At 31.3% G+C, this 21,556-nt stretch carries 24 protein-coding genes; 18 read left to right on the top strand and 6 right to left on the bottom strand.

Annotation, left to right across the window (positions count from 1 at the left end; translation table 11 throughout):
- The first annotated feature begins 5 nt into the window (after positions 1-5).
- From purE to AB9Q04_RS00185, 3 genes are read left to right on the top strand one after another with little or no spacing between them, the layout of a single operon-like run.
- Positions 6-482: a 5-(carboxyamino)imidazole ribonucleotide mutase gene (gene purE / locus AB9Q04_RS00195; RefSeq protein WP_410023393.1), complete on the top strand. Its 477-nt coding sequence runs from the start codon at positions 6-8 to the stop codon at positions 480-482.
- The gene (gene purM / locus AB9Q04_RS00190) at positions 482-1,501 is read left to right on the top strand and encodes a phosphoribosylformylglycinamidine cyclo-ligase (protein ID WP_410023392.1); all 1,020 of its coding nucleotides are present in this window, start codon (positions 482-484) and stop codon (positions 1,499-1,501) included. The genes purE and purM overlap by 1 nt, the downstream gene beginning before the upstream one ends.
- Positions 1,502-1,511: 10 nt before the next feature.
- Entirely contained in the window at positions 1,512-2,192 is a 681-nt protein-coding gene (locus tag AB9Q04_RS00185) for a phosphoribosylaminoimidazolesuccinocarboxamide synthase (RefSeq protein ID WP_410023391.1), read from the top strand.
- A gap of 72 nt (positions 2,193-2,264) precedes the next feature.
- On the opposite strand, the gene AB9Q04_RS00180 is transcribed toward AB9Q04_RS00185, so the two are convergent.
- Positions 2,265-3,203: an alpha/beta hydrolase gene (locus tag AB9Q04_RS00180; protein WP_410023390.1), complete on the bottom strand. Its 939-nt coding sequence runs from the start codon at positions 3,201-3,203 to the stop codon at positions 2,265-2,267.
- A 302-nt stretch (positions 3,204-3,505) separates the two neighbouring features.
- On the opposite strand from AB9Q04_RS00180, the gene AB9Q04_RS00175 reads away from it, so the two are divergent.
- The 8 genes from AB9Q04_RS00175 to aac(6') all read left to right on the top strand — a co-directional run bounded on the left by AB9Q04_RS00175 (position 3,506) and on the right by aac(6') (position 10,393).
- Positions 3,506-4,597, top strand: coding sequence for a cation diffusion facilitator family transporter (locus tag AB9Q04_RS00175; RefSeq protein WP_410023561.1), 1,092 nt, complete (start codon positions 3,506-3,508; stop codon positions 4,595-4,597).
- 153 nt (positions 4,598-4,750) lie between these two features.
- The gene (locus tag AB9Q04_RS00170) at positions 4,751-5,167 is read left to right on the top strand and encodes a 2-thiouracil desulfurase family protein (RefSeq protein ID WP_410023389.1); all 417 of its coding nucleotides are present in this window, start codon (positions 4,751-4,753) and stop codon (positions 5,165-5,167) included.
- Between the two features lie 9 nt (positions 5,168-5,176).
- Complete coding sequence (locus AB9Q04_RS00165; RefSeq protein WP_410023388.1) at positions 5,177-5,491, top strand: hypothetical protein; 315 nt, start codon at positions 5,177-5,179, stop codon at positions 5,489-5,491.
- 78 nt (positions 5,492-5,569) lie between these two features.
- Complete coding sequence (locus AB9Q04_RS00160) at positions 5,570-6,310, top strand: ABC transporter ATP-binding protein (RefSeq protein WP_410023387.1); 741 nt, start codon at positions 5,570-5,572, stop codon at positions 6,308-6,310.
- A complete protein-coding gene (locus AB9Q04_RS00155) occupies positions 6,303-7,832 on the top strand; it encodes an ABC transporter permease/substrate-binding protein (RefSeq protein ID WP_410023386.1) in 1,530 nt (509 codons plus the stop codon). Before AB9Q04_RS00160 ends, AB9Q04_RS00155 begins: the two co-directional genes overlap by 8 nt.
- A 161-nt stretch (positions 7,833-7,993) precedes the next feature.
- Positions 7,994-9,031, top strand: coding sequence for an enoyl-CoA hydratase/isomerase family protein (locus tag AB9Q04_RS00150; protein WP_410023385.1), 1,038 nt, complete (start codon positions 7,994-7,996; stop codon positions 9,029-9,031).
- A 122-nt stretch (positions 9,032-9,153) separates the two neighbouring features.
- Entirely contained in the window at positions 9,154-9,927 is a 774-nt protein-coding gene (locus tag AB9Q04_RS00145; RefSeq protein WP_410023384.1) for a nucleoside phosphorylase, read from the top strand.
- A 22-nt stretch (positions 9,928-9,949) separates the two neighbouring features.
- The gene (gene aac(6'), locus AB9Q04_RS00140; protein WP_410023383.1) at positions 9,950-10,393 is read left to right on the top strand and encodes an aminoglycoside 6'-N-acetyltransferase; all 444 of its coding nucleotides are present in this window, start codon (positions 9,950-9,952) and stop codon (positions 10,391-10,393) included.
- 38 nt (positions 10,394-10,431) lie between these two features.
- Here the strand turns inward: aac(6') and AB9Q04_RS00135 are convergent, their stop codons facing one another.
- The 5 genes from AB9Q04_RS00135 to AB9Q04_RS00115 form a co-directional block, all read right to left on the bottom strand.
- Positions 10,432-11,976: a bifunctional metallophosphatase/5'-nucleotidase gene (locus AB9Q04_RS00135; protein WP_410023382.1), complete on the bottom strand. Its 1,545-nt coding sequence runs from the start codon at positions 11,974-11,976 to the stop codon at positions 10,432-10,434.
- A gap of 8 nt (positions 11,977-11,984) precedes the next feature.
- Entirely contained in the window at positions 11,985-12,797 is an 813-nt protein-coding gene (phnE, locus tag AB9Q04_RS00130) for a phosphonate ABC transporter, permease protein PhnE (RefSeq protein WP_410023381.1), read from the bottom strand.
- Between the two features lie 9 nt (positions 12,798-12,806).
- Entirely contained in the window at positions 12,807-13,619 is an 813-nt protein-coding gene (phnE, locus tag AB9Q04_RS00125) for a phosphonate ABC transporter, permease protein PhnE (protein ID WP_410023380.1), read from the bottom strand.
- A 3-nt stretch (positions 13,620-13,622) separates the two neighbouring features.
- Positions 13,623-14,381 (bottom strand): phosphonate ABC transporter ATP-binding protein, encoded by a 759-nt coding sequence (gene phnC / locus AB9Q04_RS00120; protein ID WP_410023379.1) that lies wholly within the window; start codon positions 14,379-14,381, stop codon positions 13,623-13,625.
- A gap of 78 nt (positions 14,382-14,459) precedes the next feature.
- Positions 14,460-15,533 carry a phosphate/phosphite/phosphonate ABC transporter substrate-binding protein gene (locus AB9Q04_RS00115; RefSeq protein ID WP_410023378.1) on the bottom strand — a complete coding sequence of 358 codons (1,074 nt, stop codon included), beginning with the start codon at positions 15,531-15,533 and terminating at the stop codon, positions 14,460-14,462.
- Between the two features lie 118 nt (positions 15,534-15,651).
- Here AB9Q04_RS00115 and AB9Q04_RS00110 point away from each other — a divergent pair, with 118 nt between their 5' ends.
- From AB9Q04_RS00110 to AB9Q04_RS00080, 7 genes are all read left to right on the top strand, one after another.
- Positions 15,652-16,044: a hypothetical protein gene (locus AB9Q04_RS00110; RefSeq protein WP_410023377.1), complete on the top strand. Its 393-nt coding sequence runs from the start codon at positions 15,652-15,654 to the stop codon at positions 16,042-16,044.
- Between the two features lie 97 nt (positions 16,045-16,141).
- Positions 16,142-17,041: a DegV family protein gene (locus AB9Q04_RS00105; protein WP_410023376.1), complete on the top strand. Its 900-nt coding sequence runs from the start codon at positions 16,142-16,144 to the stop codon at positions 17,039-17,041.
- 526 nt (positions 17,042-17,567) lie between these two features.
- A complete protein-coding gene (locus AB9Q04_RS00100) occupies positions 17,568-18,080 on the top strand; it encodes a pyridoxamine 5'-phosphate oxidase family protein (RefSeq protein ID WP_410023375.1) in 513 nt (170 codons plus the stop codon).
- A 1-nt stretch (position 18,081) separates the two neighbouring features.
- Positions 18,082-18,645, top strand: a complete 564-nt coding sequence (locus AB9Q04_RS00095; protein WP_410023374.1) for a DUF1576 domain-containing protein — start codon at positions 18,082-18,084, stop codon at positions 18,643-18,645.
- Positions 18,543-18,836 (top strand): DUF1576 domain-containing protein, encoded by a 294-nt coding sequence (locus AB9Q04_RS00090; RefSeq protein ID WP_410023560.1) that lies wholly within the window; start codon positions 18,543-18,545, stop codon positions 18,834-18,836. Before AB9Q04_RS00095 ends, AB9Q04_RS00090 begins: the two co-directional genes overlap by 103 nt.
- Positions 18,829-19,107 carry a hypothetical protein gene (locus tag AB9Q04_RS00085; RefSeq protein WP_410023373.1) on the top strand — a complete coding sequence of 93 codons (279 nt, stop codon included), beginning with the start codon at positions 18,829-18,831 and terminating at the stop codon, positions 19,105-19,107. Before AB9Q04_RS00090 ends, AB9Q04_RS00085 begins: the two co-directional genes overlap by 8 nt.
- Positions 19,108-19,402: 295 nt before the next feature.
- A complete protein-coding gene (locus AB9Q04_RS00080) occupies positions 19,403-21,199 on the top strand; it encodes an oleate hydratase (protein ID WP_410023372.1) in 1,797 nt (598 codons plus the stop codon).
- Positions 21,200-21,556 lie beyond the last annotated feature (357 nt).

Below are 21,556 nucleotides of genomic sequence, written 5' to 3'. Positions count from 1 at the left end.
ATAAAATGACAGACATTCGAGTTATAATGGGCTCTGCTTCAGATGTAGAGATAGCAAAAAAAGTTACAAAAATTTTAAAACAATTTGAAATAGATTATGAAGTTTCAGTAATTTCTGCCCATCGCGCCTTAGATGTATTAGAAGAAACAATGGCAAAAGATGATGCGAAAGTTTATATAGGCATTGCTGGTATGGCGGCCCACCTAGCAGGAGTTATGGCAGGTATGACAATAAAACCTGTCATAGGCATTCCAGTTGGAGGTTCAAATACTGCAGGACTTGATGCACTTTTATCAATGGTACAAATGCCAAAGGGAGTACCAGTTGCAACAGTTGCTATTAATGGTGGAGATAATGCTGCTCTTTTAGCAATTCAAATCCTAGCTCTATCAGATGAAAACTTAGCACAGAAACTAAAAAATCATAAAAAAGAAATGCTAGATAAAGTTATTGAAGATGATCAAAATCTTGAGGAAATATAATGGCAAAACTCACTTATAAAGATGCCGGTGTTGATAAAGAAAAAGGCTATGAAGAAGTAGAGCTTATAAAACAAATAGTAAAGAAAACTCATGGTAGTGAAGTATTAGCAGATATCGGTGGTTTTGCTGGAGCCTTTGCTCCAAACCTAGATGGTATTAAAAATCCTGTACTAATTAGTGGTACAGATGGAGTTGGTACAAAAATAAAACTTGCCATGGATATGGATAAGCATGACACAGTAGGTATAGATTGTGTTGCCATGTGTGTCAATGACATTATCTGCCAAGGAGCAAGACCATTATTTTTTCTAGACTATATTGCAACAGGAAAACTAGATCCAAAAAAAATGGCAGACCTTGTTAGTGGCATAGCTGATGGATGTAAAGATTCTGATGCTGCCCTAATAGGGGGAGAAACTGCTGAAATGCCAGGCATCTACAAAGAAGAAGATTATGACCTAGCAGGATTTGCAGTAGGAATTGCTGATAAAGAAAAAATAATTACTGGTCAAAATCTAAAAGAAGGGGACATAGCTATAGGTTTAGCTTCATCTGGAGTTCACAGCAACGGATTTTCTCTAGTTAGGGCTGCTATGGATCAAGCAGGTGTTTCACTAGAAGATAAATTTGATGAAAGTCAAACAATAGGTGAAAAGCTATTAACCCCTACAAAAATATATGTAAAAGATATTGAAAAATTAAAAGAAAATGTAGAAATAAAAGCAATTTCCCACATCACTGGTGGGGGCTTATATGAAAATATTCCTAGGGTATTAGCTGATGATTTGTCAGTAAATTTCGATTTAAGTAAATTGGACAAGGATCCTATATTTGAAAAAATCCAAGAATGGGGAAATATTGATACAGAAGAAATGTATCATACCTTTAATATGGGCATAGGCATGGTAGTTTTCGTAGACCCATCAGATGAAGAAAAAGCTTTAGAAATTCTAGGAGAAAATTCTAAAACCATTGGAAAAGTTGTAAAAGGTAGTAAAGATATAAAAGTAAATTTATAAGAGGATAATTATGGAAAAAGTATATACAGGAAAAACTAAAGACGTTTATAAATTAAATGATGAAGAATATTTATTAAAATTTAAAGATGATGTAACAGGTGCAGATGGGGTATTTGATCCGGGTGCAAATGCAGTAGGTCTTACTATGGAAGGTGCAGGCCACCAAGCAGTTGCAATGACCAAATACTTTTATGAGATATTAAATAATAAGGGACTAACAACTCACTTTGTATCAGCTGACTTAGACAAAAACGAAGCAGTAGTTAAAAAAGCGGATGTTTTTGGCGAAGGAGTTGAAGTAATAGTTAGATACTATGCAGTAGGATCATTTATCAGAAGATATGGAAAATATATAGAAAGTGGAACAAAAATTGATCCATATGTAGAAATAACTTTAAAAGATGACGATAGAGAAGATCCACTAATTACCAAAGATGCATTAGTATTACTAAATATTATGACAGAAGATGAATATGAAGAGTTAAAAGACTTAGCTTTAAATATTGGAGAAATAGTAAGAGAAGAGTTAGCAAAAAAAGACCTTGACCTATACGATATCAAATTTGAATTTGGTAGAATTGAGGGTGGAAAAGTTGCTCTAATTGATGAGATTTCTGGTGGAAATATGAGAGCTTACAAAGGTGATCAATATATTGAACCACTTGAGCTTGAAAAAATAATGTTAGGCTAAGAAAGAATATATAAACTAAACTTAAAAGGCCATTAAGTCCCAGTATCTAACTGGATAATGGCCTTTTATTTTTTATTTGTATTCATTAAGGAAATTAGCAACTATGTTCTTGTAATCGTCATTTTCTTTTCTAGGAAATTCTGCGTGCTTAAATCCTTTTGCAGTAAAAATCTCTTTATTATCATGCCTAATAGCTTCATAAAGATTTTCACCCATGTAAGGCGGTGTTACTATATCTTCATCTGAATTTGTGATAAGAACTGGTTTGCTAACATTTTTAATATATTGACTAGCATCTATGTCCTTAAATGAAAAGTGTAACTTTAAAGTCGTATAAATATTTCCTGCAAATTTCATATATGAGGCTGGCAAGCCTTGTTTTTCTTCTATTTCATTTAATTCTTTATCCAAAAAAACATTTGAATCAGCTAATGGAGATTCCAAAATAAGATAATCAATGTTTTTATCATTTCTACCTGCTGCAATTGCTGAACTTGCTCCACCATATGATTCTCCCCATAAAACTATTTTGCCATCATCACTCATTTTACTTTTTGCGATATCAACAGCATCTAAAACATCATATGATTCAAGCACTCCAAAGGTGTTGTAAGGGGCTTGGTTATTTCCTGAATTTCTTTGGTCAATGGCAAGTACATCATAGCCTAGATTTAAAAACATATCCATAATGTGAGTTAAAGATTTACCCGTTCCACCCATGCCGTGGACTAGGACAGCCATATTTTTATTTCCAGCTTTATTTACCATAATAGCTGGGATATTGTGTTTATATTTACTTGATGGAAATTCTATGTAATGAATCTCTTTTTCCCTAGCAAAATCATCAAATGTTTGTTCATAACTTTGCGAATATTTTAAAGTTTCTTCCCTAGAAACCATATTTGTAAAGCCGTTAAATACCTGTGACCCTATAAATAATGTAAAACCTATAAATATAGCTAGCAACACTGCCAATACTATTAGACCTATCTTCTTTTTATTTTTAGTCATAGTTTGCTCCTAAATCTGAAAATGTTTTCTTAATAAGAATTTATCTCTTAATCCTCTTATGTCAAGTTGTATGCTACATTAGTTTTTAATATATTTACCTTAAGTTAACTATAAGATTTTTAAAGTAGTAATAACTTTATAAAGTTAGGAGAACCTGTTATAAGGGTATATTATAAGAATAAACTTAAATCTATATTTTATGGTTATAAATTTCAAATATAAATTATAAGGAGTGTTGGGATATGAGAAACTTACAAGATTAAAAGAGGCAAGATGAAAATGCAGAAAAACGAGAGAAGCAGATTATTAAAACTAGTGTCGTAGGTATAATAGCCAATGTTGTGCTAGCGGTAATAAAGGCTATAGTGGGTTTGGCGTCAAATTCTATTGCAATTTTACTAGATGCTGTTAATAATATATCTGATGCAGGCTCATCTTTAATTACTATAGTTGGAACAAAGCTTGCTTCTAAAGATCCTGATAAGGAACATCCATTCGGCTATGGTAGAGTAGAATATTTAAGTGCTATGATAATTTCGGTCATAGTTTTATATGCTGGTATTACATCTTTAGTAGAGGCAATTAAAAAAATCATACACCCAGATCTGCCTTCATATACTACGCCATCTTTAATTATAGTAGCGTTAGCAGTTGTGGTTAAAATTGTACTTGGACGTTATGTAAAAAATGTAGGTTTGAAGTTAAATTCTGATTCTTTAGTAAACTCTGGAGAAGAAGCAAAGTTAGATTCAATAGTATCTGCTTCTACTCTAGTGGCAGCAGCAATATTTCTATTATTTGATTTATCTTTAGAAGCATATTTGGGTGCTATAATATCAATCGTAATTATTAAATCAGGAATTGATATGTTAAAAAATACAATTTCTCAACTTTTAGGTGAGAGAAATGACCCAAAACTAGCAAGGGAAGTTATAAAAACTGTAGAAGACTTTCCCGGAGTAGAAGGTGCCTACGACTTAGTTTTAAATAACTATGGACCAGATACTTGGAATGGCTCAATTCATATTGAAGTACCAGATACATATACTGCCGATAAGCTTGATCAAATGATAAGAGATATCCAGCTAGAGGTTTATTTTAAACATCAGATTGTTCTAACAGCTATAGGAGTTTATTCAATTAATACACAAGATCCTCAAGTTATAGCTATGCACAAAAAATTAAAAGAAATAGTTTTCACTCACCGATATGTTACACAATTACATGGATTTTATGTAGATGAGGATAAAAAGACAATCAGATTTGATGTAGTTATAAGTCTTGATGCTGATGATAGATTAAAAGTATTTAATGAAGTTTTAAAAGATGTAGAAAGTAACTTTCCAGATTATGAGATAGAAGCTTTCCCAGATGTGGATTTTGCTGATGTTTAGACAAAATAAAAAAAATAATAATTATTTAAAATTTGTCCTAGGTCATTTTAAAAATCTCCTAGGACTTTTTGTTATTAATTTTATATTTAATTTTAATAAATAAAGAATTATAGTATTAGTAGAAGATAATGTAAATATGAGGTTGATTTAGAAATGAGAATTGCAGTTAGTGCGTGTTTATTAGGTGAAAATTGTAAGTATAATGGTGGCAACAATTATAATAAGAAATTAGTTGATTTTGTAAAAGGCCATGAAGTTATAGCCCTGTGTCCAGAAGTTTTAGGAGGCCTAGCTACACCAAGGCTGCCAGCTGAGATTGTAAATGGTGTTGTAAGGCAAAAAGATGGCAAATCTGTAGATGATGAATTTAAAAAAGGTGCCAAAGAAGCTTTAGATATAGCAAAGAAAAATAAAGTTGATTTAGTTATCTTACAGTCAAGAAGCCCCTCTTGTGGGGTAAATAATATATATGACGGCTCATTTACCGGAAAACTTATAGAAGGTAGGGGAGTCTTTGCAAAAATTTTAAAGGAAAATAATATTAAAGTTATAGATGTAGAAGATTTATAGGAGGAGATTATGAAATTAACAGATTTTACAAAAGATGACCAAGATCAAATAAACAAAGGCTTATCAACAGCCAAGCTTACAGATAAAGAAGCTAGTAAAAAAATACTAGCACTTGTACCTAAAGAGTGGATTAAAAAAATTCCCTTTTTTGTAAGAGGTCATGCTACAACTAAGAGTGTAGAAAAAATTGCTAATGAATATCCAGACTTATATGAAGTTGCCAAAAAACCGGGTGAATTGCCAGAAAAAGAACGTGAAGAGTTACAAAAGATAATTACCGATTTATTTAAAGAAAGAATGGATAAACACAATATTAAATACTAAATTATTATCTAGTTTATTTAAAAGCCTTTTAAGGTAAATACTTAAAAGGCTTTTTTTATAAATAAGAAAGGAACAATAATGATTAAATATCAAAATGTATCTATGGCATATCCTGATAGTGGTAAGGTCCTAGATGATTTAAATTTTGAGATAAAAAGAGGAGAATTTTTTGTAATAGTTGGCCCGAGTGGTAGTGGAAAGACAACTACGTTAAAGCTTATAAATAGATTAATAGAGCAAAGTGAGGGTGATATTTTATTTAACAATAAAAAAATAAAAGATTATCCCCTTAGAGAATTAAGGTTAAATATGGGCTACGTTTTACAACAAATTGCACTTTTTCCAAATATGACAGTAGCAGAAAATATTGCGCTTATACCTGAAATGAAGAAAATGGATAAAAAAATTATTACTGAAACTACAAATAGACTTTTAAATGAAGTAGGTATGGACCCAAAAGTTTATCGAAATAGATTACCAAAAGATTTATCTGGTGGAGAAAAACAAAGGATAGGAATCTTACGAGCTATAGCAGCAAATCCAGATGTCCTTTTAATGGATGAACCATTTTCTGCTCTAGACCCTATAAGTAGGACACAGTTACAAGAGTTAATTACAGAAATTCACAACGATTATAAAATTACAACAGTTTTTGTAACTCATGATATGAATGAAGCAATAAAACTAGCTGATAGGATTTGTATTATGAAAGATGGAAAAGTTGTACAAATAGGCTCTCCAAGAGATATTATAAATAAGCCGGCTAATAGTTTTGTTAGCCAATTTTTTGAAAATGAAAGTGAGCTAATCCATGAATAATTTAATAGCAACTTTTGCTGAAAGAAAAGCTGATTGGGTACAAGCTTTATTTGAGCACTTGCAAATATCTCTAGTTTCTTTAATTATAGCTATTTTAATAGCAATTCCTCTTGCTATAGCCTTATCAAATAAGAAAAGAGCAAATGAAGCCATTTTACAAGTAACAGGTATTTTTCAAACAATACCATCCCTTGCTTTACTAGGATTATTTATTCCATTAATGGGCATAGGAAAAATTCCTGCCATTACAGCCCTTGTAATTTATGCTATTTTTCCAATTTATCAAGCAACTGTAACAGGTTTATCTGAAATAGACCCATCCCTAGAAGAAGCTGCAACTGCTTTTGGTATGACAAAGTGGGAGAAGCTAAAGAAATTTAAACTAAGTTTGGCCATGCCAATTATTATGTCAGGTGTAAGAACATCTGCCATCATGATTATAGGAACTGCAACCTTGGCAGCTTTAGTAGGGGCAGGAGGACTTGGCACATTTATTTTATTAGGTATTGATAGAAATAATTCTTCTTTGATACTAATCGGGGCCATTTCATCAGCCATTTTGGCAATATTATTTGGTGTATTGATTAAATTATTACAAAATAAAAAACCAAAAACTATCCTTATAACTCTTATAGTTGTAAGTCTTATAACACTTTTAAGCTTAACACCTTTGGGAAAAAAAGATTCTAAAAAATTAGTTGCAGCTGGAAAACTTGGAGCTGAACCAGAAATACTTATAAATATGTATAAGGAATTAATTGAGGAAAATTCTGATATAAAAGTAGAACTAAAGCCAAACTTTGGGAAAACTAGTTTTTTATATGAGGCCTTAAAGTCTGGCAGTATAGATATTTACCCAGAATTTACAGGTACAATTACAAGTTCGCTTTTAAATGATGATATTGGGGAAATTTCAAATGATCCAGAGAAAGTTTATGAACTTGCCAGGGATAAAATCTATGAGCAGGATAAATTATCTTTACTATCACCTAGTGAATTTCAAAACACTTATGCAATAGCTATAAGAGAAGATTATGCAAATGAAAATAATATTGAGAAAGTTTCTGATTTAAAAAAGGTAGAAAATAGTGCTATTGCTGGATTTACTCTAGAATTTAATGATAGGGAAGATGGTAATCGCGGATTAAAATCCTTATATAATTTAGATTTAGATGTAAAAACTATGGAGCCTGCATTAAGGTATACGGCCATTGCAAATGGATCTATAGATATAACGGATGTTTATTCTACAGATAGCCAGATTATAACTAATAAACTAAAAGTTTTAGAAGATGATAAAATGCTATTTCCACCCTACCAAGCTGCACCTTTATTAAGAAGTGAAACTTTAGAAAAATATCCAGAACTTGAAGCTATACTGGCAAAACTTGCTGGAAAAATCACTTCTGATCAGATGACAGAAATGAACTATATGGTAGATGTGGAAGGCAAAACAGCAAATGAAGTTGCTAGGGAGTTTTTAATAAAAGAAAACCTAATAGAAGATAAAAATAGTAAGTAAGTTATTCTATTAAAGTAAATTATATATAGTTAAATTATGGATAGGAATAGTATTTTAAAACTTAAATTTTAAAATTCAAATAACTATACAGAAAGTTATAAAAAAATAGTAAAAACTTCACTTGGTGTTCATTACTAGTGGAGTTTTTTAGTGGAGTTAATATGATAGAAGAAAAAGTAATAAATCAGGTTGGTATTATTTATTTAAATAGACCTAATAGATTAAATGCCATCAATCTAGCTATGGTGAATCAATTATACAATATTCTAAAAAAATGGGAAAATGATAATAATATTAAAGTAATTCTTTTTGATAGTTTAGTAGAAAGAGGATTTTCTGCTGGAGGAGATTTAAAAGAAATATATACTGATTATCTAATAAATGATAATTGTAAAGACAAGTCCTATCTTTTTAAAAAAGAATATGACTTAGACGAGTATATTAATTCTTACAAAAAACCAATTATTACTCATTGGCAGGGAATTGTTATGGGCGGAGGAGTAGGACTTACTATAAACTCTGATTTTATTATTTGTGATGAAAATATAAACTGGGCCATGCCTGAAACAAGTCTAGGATTTGTACCAGATGTTGGTGTAGGAAAATATATTTCAAAACTTCCTCAAGCTTTGGGCGAATATATAGGTCTTTGCGGTGTAAGTTTATCTTCATCTGATTTAGTAAAATATAAATTAGCCGATATAGCTACTAGATCAAAAGATTATCATACACTATTAGAAAAACTTTTTGAACTCTCAAATTCTTATAGTGGGGATGATTTGATAAATAAAATAAAAAGGGAAGCTAAAAATTTTGAAATGAAACAAAATAATTCTACTATCCAAAAAAATTTATCAAAGATTAATAAGTACTTTTCTTATGATAGCATGGAGGAAATAGTTAATAGTTTAAAAGAAAATCTAGATGATGATTTTGCCCTAATGTGTTATCAAAATTTAAGCAAAAAAGACCCTTTTATGTTAACTATCCAATTTGAAAAATACTTTGTTGGAAAAGATCTGACCTATAAAAAAACTCTAGACCTTGATTTTAAAATAGTTCAATATGCAATTAGAACAAAAGCTATCCATGAAGGAATAAGGGCGAAAATAATTGATAAGGATAATAATCCAAAGTGGCCCCACTCTTCATTTAATGAAGTCTCTATAAATAAAGTCAAAGACCTATTGCTTTCTTAAATATGGAGTAAAATTAAGGATGATTATAAATACCATGTAGGCACATGGTTAAGGGTGAAAGTTTGTCTGCCTATAGATACTGTTGCCTTGCTAGATAAAAATTATTTAGATTAGGAGATATTATGGCAATATTTAAAAATGAAATACCAATACTAGAATATGATGATAATATAAGGTCTATCATTATGCCAAATCACGCAAATCTTGAAATAGAACTTCCTAGTAAATGTTTATTTACTTTTTTAGGTGAAGCTTTGGATAAATTAGCAGAAAACTATAATGCTAGAATATTAACTACATTTAATTCTATAACTAAAATATATCCTATATATATTATAGAGTATAAGGGAGAGGAAGTTTGTTTAGTTCAGGCACCAGTAGGTGCAGCAGCTTCTGCCCAAATCTTAGATTGGTTAATATCTTATGGTTGCAAGCAAATAATAACAACAGGATCATGTGGCAGTCTAGTTGACATAGCTGAAAATACTTTTTTAGTTCCTTATAAAGCTTTAAGAGATGAGGGTGCAAGCTATCATTACCTGCCACCATCCCGTTTTGTAAATATAAATCCACTAGCTTTAGAAGCTATTGAAAAAACTTTAACTGAACATAACTTAAAATATGAAGAAGTTATGACATGGACTACTGATGGTTTTTATAGAGAAACTACTGATATGGTTAGGTATAGAGTGGATGAAGGATGCAAGGTAGTAGAAATGGAGTGCTCAGCTCTTGCAGCAGTTGCAGAATTTAGAGATGCCTTACGGGGACAAATCTTATTTACAGCAGATTCTCTATCAGATGTAGAAAAATATGATCCTAGAGGATTTGGAGGGGATTCGATTGAATATGCTCTAAAACTTGCTTTAGATACTTTAATAAATATTAAAGCATAGCTAAATCATAATAGAGGAAAATATGAATGGTATAATAAAAAAAGCTGATAAAAAAGATTCCATAATCTTAGCAAAGATGGCTAGTAAGGTTTGGGATAATGATTCTATTGATGAGCTAACTAATGAATTTATAGATATAGCAGATGATCCTAACAGTGTTTGCTTTATAAAGTATATAGACGATAAGCCAATTGCTTTTGCAAATGCAAGTTTAAGATATGATTATGTTGAGGGTACAGAGACTTCTCCTGTAGGATATTTAGAAGGAATATATGTTAAGGAAAGATTCCGTAAGCAAAACTTTGCCAAAGAATTAGTAAAGACTTGTGAAAATTGGGCAAAGGATTTAGGATGCAAAGAATTTGCCAGTGATTGCGAATTGGGAAATAATATTAGTCTAGCCTTCCATTTGGCTTTAGGCTTTGAAGAAGCTAATAGGATAATTTGTTTTAAAAAGGATTTATAAATTTAGAAAAATAAAAGACTGCTATTAATGCAGTCTTTTTAAATGTTTAATTGCTTATATCCAATTACATTTATAGTCGGAAAATCTTCTATCTCTACAATTTTCTTATCAGCTATATAATCAAAAATAAGCTGTGGAGTTTCCTGTGAGGATTCCCAAACTATCTGTGATCCGTCTAAGACTGGAAAATCTCCACCACCAATAGCTCGGTAGTTATTGGTAGCAAAGACAATTTTTTCATCATCACTTATTTCATGACCTTTATAGATAGCTTTTACTAGTCTCTCTCCTTTTTTCTTAGTGTAATCAAAGGTGTAGTCTACTCCTGAATATATATCATAGTTATAGATAAAATGCTCTGGGTTTTGAACTAGCTTATAATTTTCATCCAGCATAAAATAATTGGCATTATGTTCTAATATTTCCTTAAATTCTTTTCCAGTTACTTCCACCTTCATTAAGGTATTATTAAACCTATAATTAGTAATTATATCTCTCATAGTTACGCTTGTTGGAATGCCTTTAGCATCTTTTGAATATATAGCAACTCCAGCTATATCACAATCTGTATATTGCATTTGAATTTGGTTTATTAAATCAATGTAAGGATGGCCTGAAACTTGAGCTATCGTTACAGAATCAATAAGGGCACCTGGAGATATTTGACCACATTTTTGATCAAGGTATTTATTTACACCAACCATATCGTCTTCGATTAATTTTTCTATATCTTTATCAGCATCAATTTCAGCTAAATCAATTAAATTAACTTGTTTATTGATAATATTACTATTTTCGTCTATATCTACAGTAATTTCTGCAACTTTTGCTCCAGCAAAACCTGGTTGGGCTACTGCAATATCATTATATATCCCAGCTATTTCTTTATGAGTATGACCAGTTAAAAATATATCAAAATCTAAGCCTGAAAATAGTATTTCGTATCCTTCATTTTCTCCAGTTTGAGGAGTAAGGTCGCGACCTATTTCTATATCCTTGGCAAATCCACCATGGTAGGAAACTATTATGAGGTCACAATTTTCATCATTTCTTAGGATTGGCAGGTAATACTTTGCAGTTTCTAAGGCTGATTTAAAGCTTAGACCTTTAATATTTCTAGGTTTTTCCCAGTGAGGGACATATTGGGTAGTAAGCCCTAAGATACCTACTTTTATATTTCCAATATTTTTTGTAATATAAGGTTTTATATCTAGATAATCATTCTCTCTAATAGTATTTGCAGATAAAACATCAGTATTTAACTTATCTATATATGACTTTAGATATTCCTGCCCGTAGTTAAAGTCATGGTTACCTAGAACTATTGCATCTGCTTTTAATAAATTATAAGTATTTACCAGATTACTTAAATCATTATTTTCTTTATAGAAGCTTGCTAGGGGAGATCCTTGGATGCTATCCCCGTTATCAATGTAGATTACATGTTCATTTTCATTTCTAACCTTATCTATATAAGTTTTAGCCTTTGATAGGGAAAATAGTTCGTCTTTGTTTGGATTACTAAAGGATTTTTGTGAAATATAAGCGTGAATATCGCTTGTTTCTAAAATAGTAACTTTCATAAAATCTCCTAAATGCCATAGGCAAGTTTCTTACGAATCCTAGTTGATAAAAGCTCTACCACTAAAACTAAAATCATTAGTGAAAGTAGGATGACTCCAACTTCATTCCACCTATAAGCGTTGATTGCAAAAATTAGTGGCGCGCCGATACCACCAGCACCTACTAAACCTAGGGTTGTAGCATCACGTATATTCATATCAAACCTATAGATAATAGTTGATAGAAAACTTGCAAATAATTGTGGAAGTATTCCAAATCTTATTTTGCCCCAAGTATTTATTCCCAGTGATTCAAAAGCTTCTAGAATGTCTGTATCTATATTTGCTATAGTTTCTTGAAATAGCTTTGTAAGCATACCAATAGATGTAAATGTCATAGTCATTACCCCTGCAAAAGGTCCAGGGCCAGTTACTCTTATAAACATAAGACCATATACGATAGCAGGAATTGTTCTTATTAAAAGAATTAACAATTTAAATATTTCTGCAATTAGTCGTGGAACTATATTAGCAGATGATAAAAATGCTAAGGGTAATGAAATTATTGCCCCAATTAATGTTCCTACAAATGCTATACAAATAGTTTCAAAAATCAAATACCAAAGACTTCCCTTAGAAAAATCTGTTAGTAGGGCCATGTCTGGACGAACAATTCCGCCTAAGATTGATTTTACAATGCCAGACCCTTGGGAATCCATTTTTGAAAAGTCCATAACTTCTGATGACCAAAATAGGAGGGCTATGGTTAAAATTGTTAGGATAGTACGAACAAGCCTATAATTTGGTTCGCTATTTAAAACTTTTTCTATTTTTTGATCCATAATTTCCTCCTAAGATAGTTTCTTTCTAATTGTTCTAGAAATAAGCTCTATAACAAAAACAGTAATTACAAGAGCAAATAAGATAGTACCTACTCTGTTATAATCACGCCAACCGATGTTCTCATTAATTAAAAGGCCAAGGCCACCAGCTCCCACATAACCTAAAATAGATGCATAGCGTACATTTCCTTCAAAGTTAAAAAGGGCTGTAGAAAGGTATGTGGGCATAATTGATGGGATAATTCCTTTAAAAAATGCCATAGCTTTTGTATAACCCAAAGAAATCATAGCCTCATAGGCTCCTAGATTTTGAGTTTCTATTTCTTCATACATTAGTTTTCCTACATAGGCAAAGGAAAATACAAAGATTGCAAAGGTACCAGCTAAGGTTCCTAGGCCAAAAACATAAGTTGCAATTAATGCTATTACTAGTGTAGGCAGGGTTCGTAGTATAGTAAATAATAATTTAAATATCCAGTTTACCAATTTATTATTTACCATATTTGATGCAGCTAAAAAAGCGGCTGGTAGAGATAAGAGAGCCCCTAAAAATGATCCAAATAAAGACATTTTGATTGTATCAATTGTTGGTCCTATAACCTTTGGTAGGTAGTCCCAGTCAGGATTAAATAAGTCTTTTAAAATTACTAATAAATTATGGCCATTTCTTGCAAGTACTTTTGAATCATAACCTGTTACCCTTAAAGCTAGGATTAAAAAAGCAAGAAGTAATATAGAAATTAATAAAGTATTTGATTTTTTCTCTTCAACTACTTTTCCGTTTGAAAGGGTTATAGTTTTTGCTTTAAAAATATTAGCCATATTTTACTCCACCACAATATCTTTTGGATCTTGGCCGTAGATATTTTTGATTACAGCTTGATTTACTTCAGATGGTTTACCATCGAAAGCAAGCTCACCTTTTTTGATACCAAGGATTCTATCAGAATACTCTAAAGCTGTTTCTACATCATGGATATTAATTATTACTGTTATGCCATATTCTTTATTTAGCATTTTAAAGTAATTCATAACTTGGCGGCTAGAAACAGGGTCTAGGCTTGCGATAGGTTCATCAGCTAAAATTATTTTTGGATCTTGGACAATGGTACGAGCAAGTGCTACTCTTTGTTTTTGTCCACCAGATAGGGCATCAGTACGTGAGTAGGCCTTATCTAGGATATCGACACTATCTAGAGCTTCTAGTGACTTTCTTTTCATATCTTTAGTATAAATACCAAATAGTTTTTGAAAAAAGTTTAGGTCAGGTACAAATGTAGAAAGTACATTTTTTTGAGCTGTAGTTCTTTCTACAAGGTTAAAACCTTGAAAAACCATACCAATTGTACGGCGGTAGTCTCTAAGATTTTGCCCCTTTAATTTTGATACATCCTTCCCATATACCATCAGTTGTCCACTAGATATATCGTGCATTTTATTTATAGTTCGAATAAGAGTCGATTTTCCAGCTCCTGAAGAACCAATTATAGATACAAATTCTCCATCAGGAATGGTTAGATTGATATCTTTTAGGGCTAGGAAACCACCATCATAGGTTTTTGAAACATTTTTAAATTCTATCATTAATAATTCCTTATTTACTAAAAAATAAGACCTAAAGCCTTTAGGGCATAGGTCTATATTTTCTTTTATTTATATTTATTAGTTGGCATCTCTTGCTAATTTTTGAGCTTCACGTTCAGCATCATAGTCAGCTGGATTTGCTTTTTCATAACCTTTGTGGGTATAAATAGCAATTACTTCTTTACCTTCATCGGTTTTACCAATGTTAATAAAGGCATTTTGTAAAGCTTCAATAAATTCTGGTGTCATTTTTTCGCTTGATTTTGAAACAGAAATAGTATCGTTCATGATTTTATCTGTTACACCGATTACTTGTACATCATCGAAAATATCATTTGCTCCACCAAATTCACCTTGCCATTGTTCAGCATAGTCTAGTCTTGCATCAGCATAAGTTACAAGTGCATCAACTTGACCTGTTGCAAGTCTTGAGAATGAAGAAGCGTATGAGTCTGCTTGAACAGCATTTGATAAGTCAGAAATAGTATGGTCAAATTTATCTTTCATCCAAAGTGATGGGTAAAGGTATCCTGCTGATGAAGTAGGTCCCATAATTGCCCAGTTTAACTCGTTAAGTTCTTCCCAAGTTAATTCTTCGCCGTTATTTACTTTTTCTGCTAATGCTTTTCCTTTTTCAGAAGGGCCAGCTAGTACTAAGGCTCTATAAAATGTTACTTGTTCATCTATATTTTCAATTGGAGCTTTATCATTCCATTCTTTAGGATCATCTGAGTCTACAGAAAGTCCATCACGAGTAGCTGTTAAGATAACGTCTACACCATCATCATAAGTTACATAAGTTCCACCAGGGATAAATCCTACATCAACAGTGCCAGCGCTCATTGCCTCTCCTGTGGCTTCATAAGATGTACCCACAGATATATCTACATCCTCTACATCGTAACCTTCTTTTGCTAGTTCATCTTTTAACATAGCTTTTAAAGGTTCAGTAACTGTAATAATTTCATCTGGGTCACGAGATGGTACAAACTGTACAGTTAGTTTATCAAATGAAGTATTTGCATCTGTAGTTTCAGTACTTGCAGTATCATTTGTGCTAGCTGTATCTTCAGCACCATTGTTTCCACATGCAGTAAATGCAAAAGCAGTTGCTAGAGTCATTCCTAACGAAAAAACTTTGTTTAATTTCATAATTCCTCCTAAAAGTTTCTTATAAATTAATTATACATTAATTATTTTAAAAATTGAATAGCTTAAATAAAAATGATAATATAACCGATGATAAGACTAATATTATTAAGGAAGAATTATGAATATAGATTATTTAAAAACCAAAGAATTTTATAAAAACTATAATGACTTATGCGATTGTGAAATGTGCTTGTTTTATTATCAAAATGTAATAAACAATTATCCGGATCTTTATAACTATCTTAATGAAAGAAATATTAATATTCAAAAACCCTTTGATTTAGGATATCCTTATATAAATGATAAGGGTAATATTATTTACCCTATAGTTCAATACGTGGTAATAGGTGAATGTAAGGACGATTTTTCGATTTATTTGGATGGAGTCTCTATTTCTAAAGGAAAGTTTTATCCTAATGTAACTATTGATGAGCCATACTTCATATTAGATTTATATAATGTTTCATTTAATAAAAATATAGTAAGCGCAGAAATTATTAACAATTTATAAATAAGGGTATAAGCCTAATTAGGTAGAGATGTATATAGACTTATAATACATTTATGTTAAAATAAATATTATTAAAAAATTCCTAAAAGGGGGATGTATGACTGATTACATATTAAGCTGTGAATCCACTATGGACTTATCAGTAGAATACGTAAAGCAACTTGATGTTAGTGTGATAAATGCAAATTATGAATTAAATGGTGAAAATTATTTAGATGATTTTGGCCAATCACTAGATATGAAAACTTTCTATGACAATATGAGACAGGGAGCAGCACCTTCAACTTCCAGAATAAACACTGGAGAATATTTAGAATATTTAAAACCATTACTAGATAAAGGCAATGATGTAGTACACATTTGCCTATCAACAGGTATGTCTAGTCAGTATGAATCACTATTAGAAGCTATAAATATTTTAAAAGAAGATTATCCAGATAGAAAAATTTACCCGGTAGATTCCAAAATGGCATCAGCGGGTGTAGGGCTTTTAGTCACAAAACTTGCTAACCTTAAAAAAGATGGCATGGGTATAGAAGAGCTTTACACGTGGGCAGAGGAGAATAAACTTCACGTTATAAACTACACTAGTAACGAAAATCTAGAATATGTAGCTCGTGGAGGTAGGATATCAAAAACTGCTGCAAGTATTGGTGGAGTACTTCACATTTGCCCATTAATAGAAGTCAATGATGATGGTCACATGATAGTTACAGGTAAGATTAGAACTCGCAAAAAGCTTCTTAAAACTATTTTAGAAAAAATGCAGGCAAATGCTATTGGAGGATCAGACTATAACGACAAAGTATTTATTTCTACAGCTGATAATATGGATTTATCCAATGAGGCTAAAGAAATGATAGAAGAAGCCTTCCCAAATATAGATGGGGAAGTAGAAATATTTAATATCGGACCTACCGTTGGTAGCCATATAGGACCAGGAACTATTGCTTTATTCTACTGGGGTAAAGAGAGAATGGCGGGAAATAAAAAATAAGTCTATTGTAGACTTATTTTTTATTTAGAAGAAAAACATTTTACATAACCAGCAAAAATAAATAAAGTCAGCCTCAGGATAATTCCATAAAGCCTAAGGCTCACAAGGTTTGTTAATATCATTTTCATTTACTTTATAATTACTATATTTAGGAGTCCAAGGAATATATTCGACCATTCCATCTTACCTTACGGCAACCCTAACTTATAAGTATTCATTTCTTCAAAATTAACATTATTTTCCAAAAATGATGATAGAACAAATAAACATTCTCCAAGACAAGTACATAAATCACCCTTATCCATATCAGCTCCTTTTTGGTAAATATTAAACTAATTAGAACTAGTATTATGTCTACAGTAAACATATCAGTATTTTTTCGATCCGTTCATGTATTTTTACAAAAATTTAATATAAGCCACAAGTAAAATAGCTAATATAAAAATACGTTTTCATTGTCAATAAATTATTTATAATTTATAATTAGATAAATAATTGTAGTATACAAAGATTTTTAGGAGAGTATATGATAAATAAAAAGGAAAGGGCTTATGAAATACTTGACAAGGCCCAATATGGTGTAGTTTCTATGGCAAAAAACAATGAAGCTTACGGCATACCTATGTCAATAGCAAGGGTAGATAATAACCTTTACTTTCATACAGGTAAAAATGGCAAAAAGATTGAATTTTTAAATGCTAATCCTAGGGTTAGTATCAGCGTGGTCGGAAAAGTAGAGGTACCAGACTTATATAATAAAGATCAAATAAAAGAAATGGTGGCAGACCCAGATAAACACGGTAAGTTTGTAAATACAGTTTTTACAACAAGCTTTGAGTCTGTAATTGTAAATGGTCATGCTGAATTAGTTTTAGAAAATGAAGAAAAGGTCGAGGCCATGCGAGCTATCTGCCAAAAATATACACCAGATAAGATGGATTACTTTAATATACCTATTGAAAGAAGCTTAGATATGACAAGTATATATAAGATATCTCTAGATGACTTTAAATTAAGAAGTAAAGCGGTAAAAGTATAAAATGAAGAAATTAAGTCAGATTAAGTATAGAGACTTTTATATTTTTAGCCTAATCCTCATTATATTTGGCCTAAGTCTAGATTCTGTAACTGATATCTACCGAGGAATTATTAATATAGTTACATCTCCTAGTATTCTAGTATCAGATTATATGGAAATAGGGGGACTAGGAGCTAGCTTTGTAAATGCTGGCTTTATGCTTTTAATTTCTCTTTTTTTAGCTGAAAAAAGTAGTGCATTAATGACCGGGGCCTTGGTTGCTGGTATTTTTAACATAATAGGTTTTAGTTTTTTTGGTAAAAATATTTTAAACTCTTTACCTTTAATGATAGGGGTTTATTTATATACAAAAATAAAAAAATATCCTATATCAAATTTTATGCATATCATGTGTTTTGTAACTGGTATAAGTCCCTTAATTAGTTTATTAGTCTTTGGTTTAGACTTTTCTTTACCAGTGGGATTATTGCTTGGATTTATAGCTGGTATTATAATTGGATTAGCAATTATCCCTGTGTCTTCATCTTTTGTAAAATTTCACGATGGTTATTTTCTACTACCCTAGCTCCCATAGCAGGTGAATTTGGATTTTTAGCAGGTGTTTTTGCAGGTTTTTCCCACAAAGCAGTAGCTACAAATACAGGCTTGATCCATGGTGGAATCAATTTATATAACAACGGCCTAGCGGGTGGTATAGTAGCTGCAGTTTTGGTACCCCTATATAAGGATTTTATGGAAAGGCGAAAACGTGTTTAGAGAAAGAGATAAGGCTAGAAAAATTTTAAATGTTCTAATAGAGTACTTTGTAATCCATACATTTAAAAATATAAATGCAAGTATAAATATTGACGATAAGGCTACTAGTATAAGCATAAGAGGCAAGGTAGATGCTGAATCTATAAATATAAACAAATTAAAAGAAGACCTAGATTATCCTAGAATATTTGCCTACGATGATTATTATGATGACTTACTCGACTCTGATAGTGAGGATGAGCTTAAGGTAATCGGATATCTAATAGATTAAGCAGATATCAAACTAGTAGAGGATGAGCTAACTATAAATTTAATAAGAAAGCATATTTAAAATTACCAGCAGTTACTGCTGGTTTTTTTGACTGAAAATCAATTATAATTAACATTAATTAAATTATAAATGAACTTATGTAAATATTTTTTTATAAAATTATTATAATGCTAAAAAAATATAAATGATTAGTAAATAGTTTTGGGGGTAATATAAAAATATAAGATATTTTAGATATTTTAACTGATATAATATACCAGCTAAAAAATTTGTCTTATCATAAAGGAGAGTAATAATGAATAAAAAAAGTTATGATGATAGAGTTCATTTTGTAAATGGTAACTACCATTCTCTTGTCAATGCTAGAAAACCTAAAGATATAGACGATAAAAAGGCATATATAATAGGAACAGGCCTTGCTGCCTTATCTGCTGGTGGATTTCTAGTAAAAGATGCTCATATGAACCCAGAAAATATTACATTTTTAGAACAACTTGAACTGCCAGGTGGTAGTTTAGATGGTGATTATAAAGATGAGTACCATGGCTATGTAGCGCGTGGTGGTAGAGAAATGGGTCACCATTTTGAGATTCTTTGGGACTTATATAGTGCAGTTCCATCAGCTGAAGACCCTGATCAATCAATACTAGACCATTTCTTTTATACAAACTTAGATGACCCTAACTACAGTAAATGTCGTATCATTCATAAAAATGGTCAAAGATATGACAATGGTAAATTCAATCTTAGTGATAAAGCTTTAAAAGAAATAATAGATTTAACTATTACAGCTGATGATCAATTAGTAAATAAACAAATTGATGAAGTATTTAGCGAAGAAACCTTAAAAAGTGACTTCTGGACCTTATGGAGATCTATGTTTGCCTTCCAAAACTGGAACTCTGCTTTAGAAATGAAATTATACTTAAACAGATTTATCCACCACGTTGGAGGTCTACCAGATTTATCAGCTCTACAATTTACACAATATGACCAATACGAATCAATAGTAAAACCAATTGTAAAATGGTTAAAAGACCAAGGTGCAAAATTCGAATATGGTGTAACTGTAAAAGATGTTGATTTTGATATAACAGATGAGAAAAAAGTTGCTACTAAATTAGTAATGGAAAACAGTAAGGGCGAAGATAAATCTATTGATTTATCCGAAAATGATTTAGTATTTATTACTAATGGTTCTATGACAGAATCCACAAGCTATGGAGATGATAATACACCAGCAACTCTAACTGCTGATCTTGGTGGTAGTTGGGAATTATGGAGAAATATAGCTTTAAAATCTGACGAATTTGGTCATCCAGATAAATTCTGTTCAGATGTAGAAAGAACAAATTGGGAATCATGTACAGTCACAGTCCATGGTGGAGAAGTAATTGATTATATAGAAAAAATTACCCAAAGAAGTCCATATACAGGTAAAACTGTAACAGGGGGTATAGTAACCGTTCATGACTCAAATTGGTTAATGAGTTGGACAATAAATAGACAACCTCAATACGTAGGTCAACCAGAAGAGGATGTATGTGTTTGGGTATATGGACTATTCTCAGATAAAAAAGGTAACTATATAGACAAACCTATGAGAGATTGTACAGGTAAAGAAATAACAAAAGAATGGTTATACCATATAGGGGTACCTATATCAGAAATTGACAGACTAGCTCAAGATTGTTCTGCAATTCCAGTAATGATGCCATACATCACAAGTCACTTTGAACCACGTGAGTTTGGTGATAGACCATATGTAGTTCCAAAAGGAGCTAAAAACTTTGCCTTCTTAGGACAATTTGCAGAAACTTTAGACAGACCAGGTAGAGATACAGTCTTTACCACAGAATACTCAGGTAGAACTGCTATGGAAGCTGTCTATGCCTTATGTGGAGTAGAAAAAGGAATACCAGAAGTATACGCTTCAAGATACGATATTAGATATATAATGAATGCTATAAGTGCTTTAAATGATTATGAAAAACCAAATCTACCAGTTCCAAAACTAGTAGCTAAAGGTATAAAAGATAAAGCAAAAGGAACAGATGTAGAAATTTGGTTAGAAGAAAATAATTTAATCTAACAATTAATCCCTAGAACTGCAATTCTAGGGATTATTTTTAATTTTTCAAATTATAGTAATTGCTCTTATACCAAACGCTTTTTTAGCAGTTATTTTAAAAATATTTTCAGATTCTACATTTGCAATTGAGTTTTTAAGAATTGTTCAAGTGTTTCAATTTTTTACTCCACTTATGACCGAATTTTTAGTTGCAAATAATTTTGGATTAACTGTCATGAAACAACCAGCTGTAGTTAAAAAGAGAAAAATCATAATATATTAACCCCTTACAATGATTTTATAACCCAATTAGTCCATGCAAAAGAAGAGTTACAGGGATCTAAATAATACAAAAAAGACCTAGGAGAGATATAAACC

The sequence above is a fragment of the Anaerococcus groningensis genome, from assembly GCF_046365465.1.
In the GTDB taxonomy this organism is placed as follows: Bacteria; Bacillota; Clostridia; order Tissierellales; family Peptoniphilaceae; genus Anaerococcus; species Anaerococcus groningensis.
The sequence above is the reverse complement of the archived record's forward strand: the minus strand, read 5'-3'. Positions and strand labels throughout refer to the sequence as shown.